At 60.0% G+C, this 14,921-nt stretch carries 14 protein-coding genes and 1 pseudogene; 9 read left to right on the top strand and 6 right to left on the bottom strand.

Going from position 1 to position 14,921, the window contains the following annotated elements; genetic code table 11:
• Positions 1 to 23 precede the first annotated feature (23 nt).
• From dgcA to NL116_RS03640, 3 genes are all read right to left on the bottom strand, one after another.
• A complete protein-coding gene (dgcA, locus tag NL116_RS03650) occupies positions 24 to 2,084 on the bottom strand; it encodes a dimethylglycine demethylation protein DgcA (RefSeq protein WP_494376051.1) in 2,061 nt (686 codons plus the stop codon).
• 15 nt (positions 2,085 to 2,099) lie between these two features.
• Positions 2,100 to 2,630, bottom strand: a complete 531-nt coding sequence (locus tag NL116_RS03645; protein ID WP_005792152.1) for a DUF5943 domain-containing protein — start codon at positions 2,628 to 2,630, stop codon at positions 2,100 to 2,102.
• A gap of 79 nt (positions 2,631 to 2,709) precedes the next feature.
• The gene (locus NL116_RS03640; RefSeq protein ID WP_008033250.1) at positions 2,710 to 3,687 is read right to left on the bottom strand and encodes a dipeptidase; all 978 of its coding nucleotides are present in this window, start codon (positions 3,685 to 3,687) and stop codon (positions 2,710 to 2,712) included.
• Between the two features lie 234 nt (positions 3,688 to 3,921).
• On the opposite strand from NL116_RS03640, the gene NL116_RS03635 reads away from it, so the two are divergent.
• From NL116_RS03635 to NL116_RS03625, 3 genes and pseudogenes are all read left to right on the top strand, one after another.
• Entirely contained in the window at positions 3,922 to 4,323 is a 402-nt protein-coding gene (locus NL116_RS03635; protein ID WP_494376050.1) for a lysozyme inhibitor LprI family protein, read from the top strand.
• 10 nt (positions 4,324 to 4,333) lie between these two features.
• Positions 4,334 to 4,566 (top strand): annotated as a pseudogene (locus tag NL116_RS03630) (helix-turn-helix domain-containing protein); the annotation flags it as partial.
• A gap of 32 nt (positions 4,567 to 4,598) precedes the next feature.
• Positions 4,599 to 5,015, top strand: a complete 417-nt coding sequence (locus NL116_RS03625; protein WP_494376049.1) for a DUF3010 family protein — start codon at positions 4,599 to 4,601, stop codon at positions 5,013 to 5,015.
• Between the two features lie 128 nt (positions 5,016 to 5,143).
• On the opposite strand, the gene NL116_RS03620 is transcribed toward NL116_RS03625, so the two are convergent.
• Positions 5,144 to 6,103: a GlxA family transcriptional regulator gene (locus NL116_RS03620; RefSeq protein ID WP_494376048.1), complete on the bottom strand. Its 960-nt coding sequence runs from the start codon at positions 6,101 to 6,103 to the stop codon at positions 5,144 to 5,146.
• Between the two features lie 190 nt (positions 6,104 to 6,293).
• Here NL116_RS03620 and choX point away from each other — a divergent pair, with 190 nt between their 5' ends.
• The 6 genes from choX to NL116_RS03590 all read left to right on the top strand — a co-directional run bounded on the left by choX (position 6,294) and on the right by NL116_RS03590 (position 11,621).
• Positions 6,294 to 7,238 (top strand): choline ABC transporter substrate-binding protein, encoded by a 945-nt coding sequence (gene choX / locus NL116_RS03615; protein ID WP_494376047.1) that lies wholly within the window; start codon positions 6,294 to 6,296, stop codon positions 7,236 to 7,238.
• Positions 7,239 to 7,338: 100 nt separating this feature from the next.
• On the top strand, positions 7,339 to 8,226 hold the full coding sequence (gene cdhC / locus NL116_RS03610; protein ID WP_494376046.1) for a 3-dehydrocarnitine:acetyl-CoA trimethylamine transferase CdhC: 888 nt from the start codon (positions 7,339 to 7,341) through the stop codon (positions 8,224 to 8,226).
• Positions 8,227 to 8,275: 49 nt separating this feature from the next.
• Entirely contained in the window at positions 8,276 to 9,241 is a 966-nt protein-coding gene (locus NL116_RS03605; protein ID WP_494376045.1) for an L-carnitine dehydrogenase, read from the top strand.
• A 73-nt stretch (positions 9,242 to 9,314) separates the two neighbouring features.
• Entirely contained in the window at positions 9,315 to 9,791 is a 477-nt protein-coding gene (locus tag NL116_RS03600) for a thioesterase family protein (RefSeq protein ID WP_494376044.1), read from the top strand.
• A 14-nt stretch (positions 9,792 to 9,805) separates the two neighbouring features.
• Positions 9,806 to 10,969 (top strand): gamma-butyrobetaine dioxygenase, encoded by a 1,164-nt coding sequence (locus NL116_RS03595; protein WP_494376043.1) that lies wholly within the window; start codon positions 9,806 to 9,808, stop codon positions 10,967 to 10,969.
• A 388-nt stretch (positions 10,970 to 11,357) separates the two neighbouring features.
• Complete coding sequence (locus NL116_RS03590) at positions 11,358 to 11,621, top strand: hypothetical protein (RefSeq protein ID WP_223515862.1); 264 nt, start codon at positions 11,358 to 11,360, stop codon at positions 11,619 to 11,621.
• A 98-nt stretch (positions 11,622 to 11,719) separates the two neighbouring features.
• Here NL116_RS03590 and gbdR read toward each other — a convergent pair whose 3' ends face one another.
• Together gbdR and NL116_RS03580 are read right to left on the bottom strand one after the other, a co-directional pair.
• On the bottom strand, positions 11,720 to 12,823 hold the full coding sequence (gene gbdR, locus NL116_RS03585) for a choline metabolism transcriptional regulator GbdR (protein ID WP_027926642.1): 1,104 nt from the start codon (positions 12,821 to 12,823) through the stop codon (positions 11,720 to 11,722).
• 469 nt (positions 12,824 to 13,292) lie between these two features.
• On the bottom strand, positions 13,293 to 14,669 hold the full coding sequence (locus NL116_RS03580) for an L-serine ammonia-lyase (RefSeq protein ID WP_494376042.1): 1,377 nt from the start codon (positions 14,667 to 14,669) through the stop codon (positions 13,293 to 13,295).
• Between the last annotated feature and the right edge of the window lie 252 nt (positions 14,670 to 14,921).

Genomic DNA, 14,921 nt, shown 5'->3' with positions numbered 1-14,921 from the left:
CCCACAGGGTCATGTGCAAGCCGTTAGAAGTCTTTGCACAACCGCAGCGCGTCATAGATCGCCGCGTGGGTGTTGCGCTGCGCCACGCAGTCACCGATGCGGAACAGCAAGTAGCCGTCGCCCGCCTGGCTAAGCGAAGGTTGCGGCTTGATCGCGAACAGGGCTTCGATGTCCATCTGGCCTTTGTTGCGCGACGCTTCCTTCAGCGCGTAATAGATTTCTTCGTCCGGACGCACGCCGTTTTCGACCACAACCTGGTCCACCACCCGCTCCTCTTTGGCGCCGGTGTATTCGTTTTCCAGCACCGCCACCAACTTGTCGCCTTCGCGGTAGACCTTCTCCAGCATCATGTCCCCGGTCATGATCACTTCTTTCGGGTACATGCTGCGGTAGTAGGTCGGGAACGAGGTGCCACCAATCGCCACGCCCGGCTTGATGTCGTCAGTGACGATCTCGACCTGACTGCCCTTGTCGGCAAGGAAGTCGGCGGTCGACATCCCGGTGAACTCGCAAATGGTGTCGTAGACCAGCACGTTCTTGCCCGGCGCCACCTTGCCGTCGAGGATGTCCCAGCTGCTGACCACCAGGCCTTCTGCCGCGCCCCAGTGTTCGTTCTGTTCCAGGAACGGATGACCGCCGACAGCAAGTACCACCACATCCGGACGCAAGTCGAGAATGGTCGCCGCATCCGCCGCCACGCCCAGGCGCAGGTCGACTTTCAAACGTGCCAGTTCCAGCTGGAACCAGCGGGTGATACCGGCGATCTGGTCCCGTTGCGGAGCTTTCGACGCAGTGGTGATCTGGCCGCCGATGAATTCTTTCTTCTCGAACAGGGTCACGTCGTGGCCACGTTCCGCCGACACACGCGCCGCTTCCATCCCGGCAGGACCGGCACCGACCACCACGACTTTGCGCTTCACACCGCTCGATTTCTCGATGATGTGCGGCACGCCCATGTATTCACGGGAAGTCGCGGCGTTCTGGATGCACAGCACGTCCAGACCCTGATACTGACGGTCGATGCAGTAGTTGGCGCCGACGCATTGTTTGATCTGGTCGACCTGGCCCATCTTGATCTTGGCGATCAGGTGCGGGTCAGCGATGTGGGCGCGGGTCATGCCGACCATGTCCACATAACCGCCGTCCAGAATACGGGTCGCCTGGTTCGGGTCCTTGATGTTCTGCGCGTGCAGGACCGGGGCCTTGACCACTTCCTTGATACCGGCCGCCAGGTGCAGGAACGGCTCCGGTGGATAACTCATGTTGGGGATAACGTTGGCCAGGGTGTTGTGGGTGTCGCAACCCGAGCCGACCACGCCAATGAAGTCGATCATGCCGGTGTCGTCGTAGTACTTGGCGATCTGCTTCATGTCCTCGTGGGACAAACCGTCCGGGTGGAACTCGTCACCGCACAGGCGGATGCCGACGCAGAAATCCGGGCCGACTTCCGCCCGCACAGCCTTGAGTACTTCCAGGCCGAAACGCATACGGTTCTCGAAGCTGCCGCCCCATTCGTCGGTACGTTTGTTGACACGAGGACTCCAGAACTGGTCGATCATGTGCTGGTGCACGGCGGACAGTTCGACACCATCCAGGCCACCGGCCTTGGCCCGCGCTGCGGCGCTGGCGTAGTTGCCGATCACCCGCCAGATTTCTTCCGGTTCGATGGTTTTGCAGGTCGCGCGGTGTACCGGTTCGCGGATGCCCGACGGCGACAGCAGGGTTGGCCAGTGCTCGCCGTCCCAGCGGGAACGACGGCCCATGTGGGTAATCTGGATCATGATCTTGGCGCCATGCTTGTGCATGGCGTCGGCCAGGTTCTGGAAGTGCGGAATGATCCGGTCGTCGGCCAGGTTGACCGACTTCCACCAGCCTTGCGGGCTGTCGATGGCCACACTGGAGGAACCGCCGCAAATCGCCAGGCCGATTCCGCCCTTGGCTTTCTCTTCGTAATACTTGACGTACCGGTCGGTGGTCATGCCGCCGTCGGTGGCATAAACCTCGGCGTGCGCGGTGCTGAGCACGCGGTTACGGATGGTCAGTTTGCCGATCTGAATCGGCTGGAACATTGCTTCGAAAGCCATGGCGGGGTCCTCGACTTACAACGGCTTGACGGTGAATAAACCGTCGTCGTGGCCTTCTTCGGAGCCACCGTAGACTTGCTCGGCAACCGTGCGGATCTTGCTGCCACGGGCCTCAAGAATCTGGTCCATGGCACCGGCAAACCAGCCGGTGAACATGTAGTCGACCTTGCGTCCGACCTTGCCGTAGACGTAGACAAACGCCGAGTGTTCGAGCTTGACGCTGGCGGTGCCTTTGTCGAGGTCGATGTCCTGAATCTTGAACAGGCCCCAGCCACGCTGCGACAGACGCTTCATGTAATGCTCGAACACCGCGACGCCTTCCAGGCCGTGGCATTCAGCTTCTTTTTCGCACCAGTGCCAGGCAGATTTGTAGCCGGCCTTGTAGAGGATTTCGGCGTAGGCATCGGCGCCCAGCACTTCCTCGATGCCCATGTGGTTATTCACGAAGAAGTGACGTGGTACGTACAGCATCGGCAGGGCGTCGGAGGTCCAGACACCGGTTTCGCTGTCGACTTCGATTGGCAATTGCGGGGCGATCTTGGCCATGGAAACTTAACTCCAGAAAATTTTGGGTGTTGCCCCCGGCGCGGACGGCCGGGGGAAAGAATTCTTCAGATGCGGTGGCTTATTCGCCCCAAACGTCCTTGAGGACATTCACCCAGTTCTCGCCCATGATCTTGCGGACCACGCGCTCGGAATGACCGCGCTTGAGCAGGGTTTCGGTCAGGTTCGGGAACTCGCCGACGGTGCGGATGCCCAGCGGGTTGATGATCTTGCCGAAGCTGGTCAGGCGGCGGGCGTAGCCCTTGTCATGGGTCAGGTATTCGAAGAAGTCCTGGCCATGGCCCTGGGTGAAGTCGGTGCCGATGCCGATGGCGTCTTCGCCGACGATGTTCATGGTGTATTCGATGGCTTCAGCGTAATCGTCGATGGTCGAATCGATGCCTTTGGCCAGGAACGGCGCGAACATGGTCACGCCGACGAAACCACCGTGATCGGCGATGAATTTCAGCTCTTCATCGGACTTGTTGCGCGGGTGAATTTTCAGTCCCGACGGCAGGCAGTGCGAGTAACACACTGGCTTCTTCGATTCGAGAATGACTTCTTCGGAGGTTTTCGAGCCGACGTGGGACAGGTCGCACATGACGCCCACACGGTTCATCTCGGCGACGATTTCACGACCGAAGCCCGACAGGCCGCCATCACGCTCGTAGCAGCCGGTGCCGACCAGGTTCTGGGTGTTGTAGCACATCTGCACGATACCGACGCCGAGCTGCTTGAACACCTCGACATAGCCGATCTGGTCTTCAAAGGCGTGAGCATTCTGGAAGCCGAACAGGATGCCGGTCTTGCCCTGCTCCTTGGCTTTACGGATGTCGGCGGTGGTGCGCACCGGAATCACCAGGTCGCTGTTCTCGCGAATCAGCTTCTGACTGGCGGCGATGTTATTGACGGTGGCCTGGAAGCCCTCCCACACCGACACGGTGCAGTTGGCAGCAGTCAGACCGCCCTTGCGCATGTCTTCAAACAGCTCGCGGTTCCACTTGGCAATAATCAGCCCGTCGATAACGATGCTGTCGGCGTGCAATTCGGCTGGGCTCATCAGGCTGTCCCCTATTAGCGATTCATGCGCCGAATCGTGTGCCGGCGCTTTGGGGCCAGCATATGCCTGAGGGACGGGGCAGCCGGGTGCAAAAACGACAGGGGGTTTGCCGAAAGCGTCAATCCGCGACAAAGGGTCGCCGCGGGGCACGATTGCCCACCTGTTCAAGGGCCTGCGCATGGGCCAGAATTCGCGGCATTACTGAATGCACTACTGGATTGGGGCGGCGACGCAATGAAATCGATCTTCCTGGCTTTGGCACTGATAGCGACCGGCGTACACGCGGCTGAAGAGTCCGACGACAACCCCTGCGACAAAGTCGAAAACGACGTCCAGACCCTCGAATGCTCGGCCTTCAGCCGAACCACCGCCGAAAATCTGCTCAAAGACAACTACCAGGGCTTGGCCGAGCGCATGCAAACGGCCTACGGCAAAACCCCGGCACAACTGGCCGACATCACCGCCAAGCTCAAGGCTGCTCAGCAACAATGGCTGAAGACCCGGGATGCGGATTGCGCGGTGGAAGCGTTTCCTGCGACCAGCGGTAGCAAGGCGTTCACCATTGCGCAGAATGATTGCGTGGCGCGGATGAGTGATGAGCGGTCGGAGTTTTTGGAGTCGATTGGGCAGGAATAAAATCATAACGATGGAGAATCATTTGATCCCGCACGTAGTTGTCAGCCGCATTGTTGATGGCGCCCCAACTTGTCAGGGCCTGGCACGAACAGCTGAACCTTACGCAGGATGACGCCGCCAAACGCATGGGCATTTCCCAACCGGCCTTTGCCCAGAAAGAGTCAGCCACCAAGCCTTGCAAAAGCGGCTCGCGAGAAGATTGCCCCGGCTTTTGGCATCAACGCCGATCCACTTGAACTGTAAGCTGCACGCAACCATCCGGAAAAGGGATCGAAATGAAAATCTGCGGCATTGAAATCAAAGGCAGCGAAGCGATCATCGCCGTGGCCTCCCTCGACGATCAGGGGCTGAGTCACGTCGCCCTGGCCACCAAGAAAATCGCCCTCGACGATGACGACGAAGCGGCGAACGTCAAAGTCTTTGCGGCTCAGGTAGCATCGTTTGTGCGCGAAAACTCAATTGACCGGATTGCGATCAAGAAGCGCAGCAAAAAAGGTGAATTCGCGGGTGGGCCGACGACGTTCAAGATTGAGGGTGTGTTTCAGCTGCTGGAGAATTGCGAGGTGACGCTGCTGTCGCCGCAGACGATCAATGCACAGAGCAAGAAGCACAATTTTGAACTGCCGACGACGCTGAACAAGTATCAGCATGAAGCCTACAAAGCCGCCTCCTCGGCGTTAATGAAGAAGTAAGATCCACACCAAATCAAAACTGTGGGAGCGAGCTTGCTCGCGATGGCGGAGTGTCAGTCAACATCAATGTTGAATGACTGACCGCTTTCGCGAGCAAGCCCGCTCCCACATTTCGTTTTGCATCTGGCTTAAACCAGCTCTCGCCCATCCCCAAGCCGTCGGCGGTCCTCACGCGGGCACCGCGCAAACTTCGCCCGATAACTACGGGTGAAATACGACGGCGATTCAAACCCGCACGCAATACTCACTTCCAACACACTCATGTCCGTCTGACGCAACAACTGCCGGGCTTTCTCCAATCGCAACCGCAGATAGAAATTGCTCGGCGTGTCGTTCAGGTGCAAGCGAAACAACCGCTCCAGTTGCCGCCGTGTCACCTTGATCGACTCCGCCAATGCCAGCGTACTCAGCGGCGGTTCGCTGTGCTGCTCCATCTCGCCGATCACATGAACCAGCTTCTTGTTACTGATGCCATACCGCGTGGCGACTTCCATACGCTGGTGGTCTTTGCGTGGGCGGATACGGCCGAGTACGAATTGCTCGCTGACCTGGATCGCCAGTTCCGGGCCGTGGGCCTGGCCGATGAGGTCGAGCATCAGGTCGATGGATGCAGTGCCGCCGGCAGAGGTGATGCGCCGGCGGTCGATCTCGAACAATTCCTGAGTGACGCTGAGCTGTGGATAAGACTCCTTGAAGGCGTCGATGGCTTCCCAGTGCAGGGTCAGGCGATGGCCGTCGAGCAGGCCGGCCTCGGCGAGGATGAAACTGCCGGTGTCGATGGCGCCGAGGGTCACGCCTTCGTTGTCGAGGCGTCGCAACCAGTGCTCCAGTGCCGGGGTGGCGAATTTCAGCGGCTCGAAACCGGCGACAACTAATAGCGTCGCGCCTTTCTTCAGCGGCTCCAGCGCCGCGTCGGCGTTGACCGACATGCCGTTGCTGGCCAGCACCGCGCCACCGTCGGCGCTCAATACGTGCCAGCGATACAGCTCGCCGCGAAAGCGATTGGCGACCCGCAGCGGCTCGATCGCCGAGATAAATCCAATCGCCGAGAAACCCGGCATCAACAAGAAGTAGAAATCCTGGGACATGGAGCGCACTCGATAGGCGGCGTGAGGCTGTTGATACGCCACTTGCCGATGGCATTCAAGAGCGCAGGTCGCTGCAGTGCAAGAGCTGGTCGCCGTGGTGCGCTTTCATGGGGGCTTAGCTGCGTAACTTGGCATCACCGGCGCATCAGACACCGGAACTCACAATAAACGAACTGCCGAGGAACCTGAGATGAAACGACTGATCAGCAGCTGTGTTCTTGCACTCAGTGGTACCGCTTTGCTGAGCGCCAGCGTCATGGCCGCCGAACCCGCGTCATGCCAGAGCGTACGCATGGGCGTAGTGAACTGGACTGACGTAATCGCCACCAGCGCCATGACCCAGGTCCTGCTCGATGGCCTCGGCTACAACACCAAACAAACCAGCGCATCGCAGCAGATTATCTTCGCCGGGATCCGCGACCAGCGCCTGGACTTGTTCCTGGGCTACTGGAATCCGCTGATGACCCAGACCATCACTCCGTTTGTCGACGGTAACCAGGTCAAAGTGCTGCAAGCCCCAAGCCTGAAAGACGCCCGCGCAACCCTCGCCGTACCGACTTACCTGGCCGACAAGGGCCTGAAAACCTTCGCAGACATCGCCAGGTTCGAAAAGGAACTGGGCGGCAAGATCTATGGTATCGAGCCCGGTTCAGGCGCCAACACTCAGATCAAGGCGATGATCGCCAAGAATCAATTTGGCCTCGGCAAGTTCCAACTGGTCGAGTCCAGCGAGGCCGGCATGCTTGCCGCCGTGGATCGCGCCGTGCGCCGTAACGAGGCCGTGGTGTTCTTCGGCTGGGCGCCGCACCCGATGAACGTCAACGTGAAAATGACCTACCTCACCGGCAGTGACGATGCCCTTGGCCCGAACGAAGGCATGGCCACGGTCTGGACCGTCACCGCGCCGAAATACGCCGAACAGTGCCCGAACATCGGTCGCTTGCTGAGCAACCTGACTTACACCGCCGAAGACGAGAGCCGGATGATGCAGCCGCTGCTGGATCACAAGGACGCCTTCGAATCGGCCAGGCAATGGCTGAAAGATCACCCGCAAGACAAACAGCGCTGGCTCGAAGGCGTGACCACCTTCGATGGCAAACCGGCGGCTGAAAACCTGCAACTGACCAGTAAATAAACCTCAATCGAACCACCGATTCGCAGCCCGAGCGGGCTGCGAACGGGGCCACTACGCCTGGCCATCTCCTGAACAACACTCGCCTGTAAGGAACCGCCCCATGAACCACGACGTCATCATCACCTGCGCACTCACCGGTGCTGGCGACACGACCAGCAAGAGTCCACACGTGCCGGTCACTCCGAAACAAATCGCCGCCGCCGCCGTGGAAGCCGCCAAGGCTGGCGCCACCGTGGTCCACTGCCACGTGCGCAACCCTGAAACCGGTAAATTCAGCCGTGACGTGGCGTTGTACCGCGAAGTGATGGAGCGGATTCGCGAGGCCGATGTCGACATCATCGTCAACCTCACCGCCGGCATGGGCGGCGACCTGGAAATTGGCGCCGGCGAGCATCCGATGGAGTTCGGCCCGAACACTGATCTGGTCGGCCCGCTGACCCGTCTGGCGCATGTCGAAGCACTGCTGCCGGAAATCTGCACCCTCGATTGCGGCACCCTGAACTTCGGCGATGGCGACACGATTTACGTATCCACCCCGGCCCAGCTGCGTGCTGGCGCCAAACGCATTCAAGAGCTGGGCGTGAAAGCCGAGCTGGAAATTTTCGACACCGGCCACTTGTGGTTCGCCAAACAGTTGATCAAGGAAGGCCTGCTCGACGACCCATTGTTCCAGCTGTGCCTGGGCATTCCGTGGGGCGCGCCGGCCGACACCACCACCATGAAAGCCATGGTCGACAACCTGCCGGCCGATGCGGTGTGGGCCGGTTTCGGCATCGGTCGCATGCAGATGCCAATGGCGGCGCAAGCGGTGCTGCTTGGCGGCAACGTGCGGGTCGGCCTGGAAGACAACATCTGGCTGGACAAGGGTGTACTGGCGACCAACGGCCAACTGGTCGAGCGCGCCGGCGAAATCCTCAGCCGCCTCGGCGCCCGGGTTCTGACGCCGGCCGAAGGCCGGGCAAAAATGGGCCTGACCAAGCGCGGTTAACCCGAACCTGCTCCCACAGGGGAGCACTGAATTCTTTCAGGATGTCACCATGACTTTTATCACCGAAATCAAAACCTTCGCAGCCCTGGGCAGCGGTGTCATCGGCAGCGGCTGGGTGTCTCGCGCCCTCGCCCATGGCCTTGACGTCATCGCATGGGACCCGGCGCCGGGCGCCGAAGCCGCCTTGCGCAAACGCGTCGCCAACGCCTGGGGCGCACTGGAGAAACAGGGCTTGGCGCCTGGCGCTTCTCAGGATCGTTTGCGCTTTGTCGCGACGATTGAAGAATGCGTACGCGATGCCGATTTCATTCAGGAAAGCGCCCCCGAACGCCTGGATCTGAAACTGGAACTGCACAGCAAAATCAGCGCTGCAGCCAAGCCCAATGCCTTGATCGGCTCCAGTACTTCAGGCCTGTTGCCGAGCGAGTTCTACGAGAGTGCAACACACCCGGAACGCTGCGTCGTCGGCCACCCGTTCAATCCGGTTTACCTGCTGCCGCTGGTGGAAGTGGTCGGCGGCAAAAACACCGCGCCGGAAGCCATTCAAGCGGCGATGAAAGTGTATGAATCTCTGGGAATGCGTCCGCTGCATGTGCGCAAGGAAGTCCCGGGGTTTATCGCCGACCGCTTGCTCGAAGCGCTCTGGCGTGAGGCGCTGCACCTGGTTAACGATGGTGTGGCGACCACGGGTGAAATCGACGATGCGATACGTTTTGGCGCGGGTTTGCGTTGGTCGTTCATGGGCACGTTCCTGACCTACACGCTGGCCGGCGGTGATGCCGGGATGCGTCATTTCATGGCGCAGTTCGGTCCGGCCTTGCAATTGCCATGGACGTATCTGCCGGCACCGGAACTGACCGACAAGCTGATTGATGATGTGGTCGACGGCACCAGCGATCAGTTGGGCACACACAGCATTTCGGCGCTGGAGCGCTATCGTGATGATTGCCTGCTGGCGGTGCTGGAGGCGGTGAAGACCACCAAAGAGAAGCATGGGATGGCCTTCAGCGAGTAAACAAGCCTTCGGGGCCAGCAGGACTGGCCCCATCGCGAGCAGTCCAGTCACCTCACATGTTGGATTAGAATCCATGCCCAGCCTGACCACCTACCAAACCCGCATCATCCCCGACTGGGTCGACTACAACGGCCACCTGCGCGATGCCTTCTACCTGCTGATCTTCAGCTACGCCACCGACGCGCTGATGGATCGCTTAGGGCTCGACAGCAACAACCGCGAAGCCAGCGGCCACTCGCTGTTCACCCTAGAACTGCACCTCAATTACCTGCACGAAGTGAAGCTCGACGCTGACGTCGAAGTGCGCACGCAAATCATTGGCCACGACAGTAAACGCCTGCACCTCTATCACAGCCTGCACCTGACGGGCGATGACAAGGAACTGGCCGGCAACGAGCAGATGTTGCTGCACGTCGACCTCGCCGGGCCGCGATCCGCGCCATTCAGTGAATTGTCGCTGAGCCAACTGCACGCCATCGTCGCCGAACAAACCGACCTGCCCACCCCCGATTACATTGGCAGAGTGATCGCGTTACCCCAACAACAATAACAAGGAGATCGCCATTGAACACCGCCGCCGCTTTTGCCGACTTCCGTACCTACCCGTTGATCAGTGCGTTGACCGCCGTGCACACCCTGGCGGACCGAATTCAAGTGAACTGGGCGGACGGTCGTGTCAGCCCCTTTCATCATCAGTGGTTGCGCGACAACTGCCCCTGCCCGCAATGCGTCTATACCGTGACCCGCGAGCAAGTGCTGGAAATCGTCGATGTCGCCGAAACCCTGTTGCCCACCGAGTCACGCGTCGATGCTGAAGGTTGCCTCTGCGTCGAATGGCAGGACGGTCATCTCAGCCGCTTCGACCCCGGCTGGTTGCGCGCCCATGCCTATGACGATGAATCCCGTGCCGAACGCGAGGCGCGCAAACCCAAGGCCAGGCTTTGGCAGCATGATTTTCAGTGGCCGGTGTTCGATTACCAGGCGCTGATGAATGACAACGACGCCCTGCTGCTATGGCTGCTGGCGGTGCGCGATATCGGCCTGACTCAAGTGCGCGGCGTCCCCACTGAACCGGGCTCGCTGAAGTTGATCGCCCAGCGGATTTCCTTCATCCGCGAGAGCAATTTCGGCGTGTTGTTCAACGTGCAATCCAAGGCCGATGCCGACAGCAACGCCTATACGGCTTTCAACCTGCCGTTGCACAGCGACCTGCCGACTCGGGAGCTGCAACCAGGGCTGCAATTCCTGCATTGTCTGGTCAATGACGCCGAGGGGGGCGAGAGTATTTTTGTCGACGGTTTTGCCATCGCCGAAGCCTTGCGCAACGAGGATCCCGAGGCGTTTAAAAGTCTCTGTGAGATCCCCGTGGAATTTCGCAACAAGGACCGTCACAGCGACTACCGCTGCCTGGCGCCGATCATCGCGCTGGATGCACGGGGGCAAGTGTCGGAAATACGCATGGCGAATTTCCTGCGCGGACCGTTTGATGCGTCTGTGGAGCAGATGCCCAGGCTGTATCACGCTTACCGGCGGTTCATTGCAATGACCCGGGAAGCGCGGTTTCGGCTGATGAAGCGGCTGAATCCGGGTGAGCTGTGGTGCTTTGATAACCGCCGCACGCTGCATGCACGCAATGCGTTTGATCCCGCCAGTGGCGCCCGGCATTTTCAGGGTTGCTATGTCGATCGTGATGAGTTGTTGTCGCGGATTCTTGTGTTGCAACGCTAGACCGCGTCATCGTTCTTCGCGAGCAAGCCCGCTCCCACATTCGACCGTATTCCCCTGATAAAACTCGGTTGAATGTGGGAGCGGGCTGGCTCGCGAAGGCGTCAGTCCAGACAACACAACTTTCCTTGATTCACAGGCAAAAAAAACCCCGATCAAGCCGTGACAGGATCGGAGCTGAGGAGGGTACTGTTGAGGAGCCGTTGCGCGAGGGTGACCAAACCTTCGTGTTGCCAGCTGAGTCCAGTGTGCCCACTCCCGATTCAAGCAAGTTAGCCGAAAACGACCTGTTCATAGGTAATGCGGCCATTGCGACAATTCGCCCTTGCCGCCACCGCATCCCCCTACGAGAATCGAGCCAAGACACCGTTCCCTGAAGAAGGATTGCGTCATGATGTACGCTGATTTGATCGACCAGGAAGACCTGTTGGGCCAGCTCAAGGCGTTAGGCTTTGCAGTGCCCCCTGGCGCCACTGCGGAGCAAGCCTGCGAATGCGCGGTAAGGGGTTTGAACAACGAACGGGCGATGGAACTGCGGACCATGGTCAAGCAGATGTACACCAGCAGCGCGACCATCCTGCCGGCGGTGCGTCAGGCGATCGACAAGCAATTGCTGCCGGCGTTGGCGGAGTATCAGCAGAGCCCCCGAACCTGATAGAACCGAACGCGAACTAGCTCGCTCCTACAGGGGATCTCCATCACACCGGTGATCCCCTGCAGGAGCGAGCCTGCTCGCGATGAATCCAGCTCGGTCTAGAGCCGAACGCTGGCAAACGTCGACTCATTACGCGCCTGACTCAGCGCCGACAACGGCCCCGACAACGGCGACAGCACCAGCGCCTGCGGCAGCGGCATCATCGCCACCTGTTGCGTGGTGTTGGAGCCTACGCGCTCGTCACGCGGTGGAATGCCGAAGTATTCGCGGTAGCACTTGGAGAAGTGCGGCGTGGACACGAAACCGCACACCGACGCCACTTCGATGATCGACATCGGCGTTTGCTTGAGCAACTGCCGGGCGCGGATCAAGCGCAGTTTCAGGTAGTAGCGCGATGGCGAGCAGTGCAGGTATTTCTGGAACAACCGCTCAAGCTGTCGACGCGAAACGGCGACGTACACCGCCAGTTCGTCGAGGTCGATCGGCTCTTCGAGGTTGGCTTCCATCAGCGCCACGATTTCCTGCAACTTCGGCTGATTGGTGCCGAGCATGTGCTTGAGCGGCACGCGCTGGTGATCCTGCTCGTTGCGGATACGTTCGTAGACAAACATTTCCGAAATCGCGGCGGACAGTTCACGGCCGTGATCCCGGCTGATCAGGTGCAGCATCATGTCCAGTGGCGCGGTGCCGCCGGAGCTGGTGAAACGGTTACGGTCGAGGGTGAACAAACGGGTGCTCATGGCCACACGCGGGAAAGCTTCCTGCATCGAGGCCAGGCATTCCCAGTGCACGCTGCAATCGAAGCCGTCCAGCAGGCCGGCGCAGGCCAGGGCCCAGCTGCCGGTGCAGACCGCGCCGAGGCGACGGGACTGACGCGCCTGGCTTTGCAGCCATGACACGTGTTCACGGGTAACGGTGCGCTGAATGCCGATACCGCCGCAGACAATGATGGTGTCCAGTGGAGGCGCTTTGTGCATGGAGCAGTCAGGAGTGATCTGCAGACCGTCACTGGCCCAGACTTGGCCGCCGTCGACGGTGAGTGTGGACCAGCGATACAGCTCGCGGCCGGACAATTGGTTGGCCATGCGCAGGGGTTCCACTGCGGAGGCCAGAGAAATAAGCGTGAAATTGTCCAACAGCAGAAAGCCGATGGATTGAGGCGCACGGTTCTGGGGTTGGGCCCCTGAGTTGGACGTCGTCATCGCGGTATCTCCTCACACAAAGCGGGTGATGGCCTCAGGCGGAGGCTCTTGTTATTGCCATCGTTCTCGCGTGGGAGACGGGCTTTGTAATGACAGAGCAATTGCCATGCCTAAAGTTGAATGGGCATTCAATAACTCCTGAAAACGACGTCGCGGCGTGTCTATATAAGCCGTGCGCAGAGTGGGGGTTATAAGTGCCATTATCGGCGGGAAGCGCTCTGCCCCGTTGGGCTTGAGCAAATCGGTAGCACTTGTGGGAACAGGGCTACAGCGACCTGAGGGAGAGTGTCACCGCAAGCACAGGTGACAGGCGGTAATGGCCATTTTGGATCCCTGGCCATGGGTGAGTCACTTATCTGTAAGCGACGCGCCAAAACGTGGCGCGTTTTGATTCCGGTGTTCACTTAGCGCGCAGTTTTGACTGCTCTGGCGCTATCGCGGGCAAGCCCGCGACAGGGTCGAATCGGTGTCAGCACTCCACCGCGCTGACCGCCAAGCCACCGCGCGATGTCTCTTTGTATTTGTCATGCATGTCTGCACCGGTATCACGCATGGTCCGAATCACCCGATCCAGCGAGATAAAGTGCTGACCATCCCCACGCAGCGCCATCTGCGCCGCGTTGATCGCCTTCACCGCCGCAATCGCATTGCGCTCAATGCACGGCACTTGCACCAGCCCGCCCACCGGATCGCACGTCAGACCAAGGTTATGTTCAAGGCCGATTTCCGCCGCATTACACAACTGCTCCGGTGTCGCACCGAGAATCTCCGCCAGCCCCGCTGCCGCCATCGCGCAGGCCGAACCGACCTCGCCTTGGCATCCGACCTCGGCGCCGGAGATCGAGGCGTTCTTTTTGCACAGAATTCCCACCGCCGCGGCACTGAGGAAATAGTCGACCACGTTGGCGTCCGTCACTGCTTCGCTGAACTTCATAAAGTAGTGCAACACCGCGGGAATGATCCCCGCCGCGCCGTTGGTCGGCGCCGTGACCATGCGCCCACCGGCGGCGTTCTCTTCGTTGACCGCCAGGGCGAACAGGTTGACCCACTCCATGGCGCTCAAGGTCGAGCCGATCACGTTCGGCTTGCCCAGCTCCTGCAGGCTGCGGTGCAACTTCGCCGCGCGACGGCGCACATTCAAACCGCCGGGCAGGATGCCTTCGTGCTTGAGTCCCTGATCGACGCAATCCTGCATGGCACGCCACAACTTCATCAGGCCGGCGCGGATTTCCTCTTCGCTGCGCCAGACTTTCTCGTTGGCCATCATTAATTCAGCCACGCGCAGGTTGTGCGTCTGGCACAGGCTCAGCAGTTCGACGGCGCTGGAGAAATCGTACGGCAACTCGGTGCGGTCCAGATCGAGCACGCCGCTGGACGCCTGGGCCTCATCCACGACAAAACCACCGCCGACGGAATAGTAGGTGTCGCGATGTATTTCACCGTGATCGCCTTCGACGATCAGGGTCATGGCATTGGGGTGGAACGGCAGGTTTTCATCGATCAGGCGCATGTCGCGGGCCCAGACAAAAGGCACCGACAAGCGACCGTCGAGCAGCAACGTGTGAGTTTCGCGCAGGGTTTCGATGCGGATGCCGATTTGCGACGGATCGATCGCGTCGGGCCACTCGCCCATCAGGCCCATGATCACTGCATTGTCGCTGCCGTGACCGATGCCGGTCGCCGACAGCGAGCCATAAAGTTGAACTTCGACGCGTCGCACTTGCTCCAGTAGATGCTTGTCCCGTAGCGACTCGACAAACAGCGCGGCGGCCCGCATAGGCCCCACGGTGTGCGAACTGGAAGGGCCGATGCCGATTTTGAACAGGTCGAAAACGCTGATAGCCATTACTGCCGAACTCCTGGATGTGCCGACTCCAGACGCAAAGGCGCCCAGTGGCGGAGCTGCTACGCTCAAGCTGCAATCCGCCGAGATGGCCGCATCATCAAGCTTTTGTCATGTCGTTCGACGTCTCACACCGACGCACTCATGCCCACTAACGCCGCAGGGCGGTGACGCAATGTTTTCGCCGTTTTTTAGCGGAGCAGAGGGGGAAAGAGGGCTGAAAAAAGCTGTAAACGACGTCACCGACACTGGATG

This window comes from Pseudomonas sp. FBCC-B1667, from assembly GCF_059133255.1.
The sequence above is the reverse complement of the archived record's forward strand: the minus strand, read 5'-3'. Positions and strand labels throughout refer to the sequence as shown.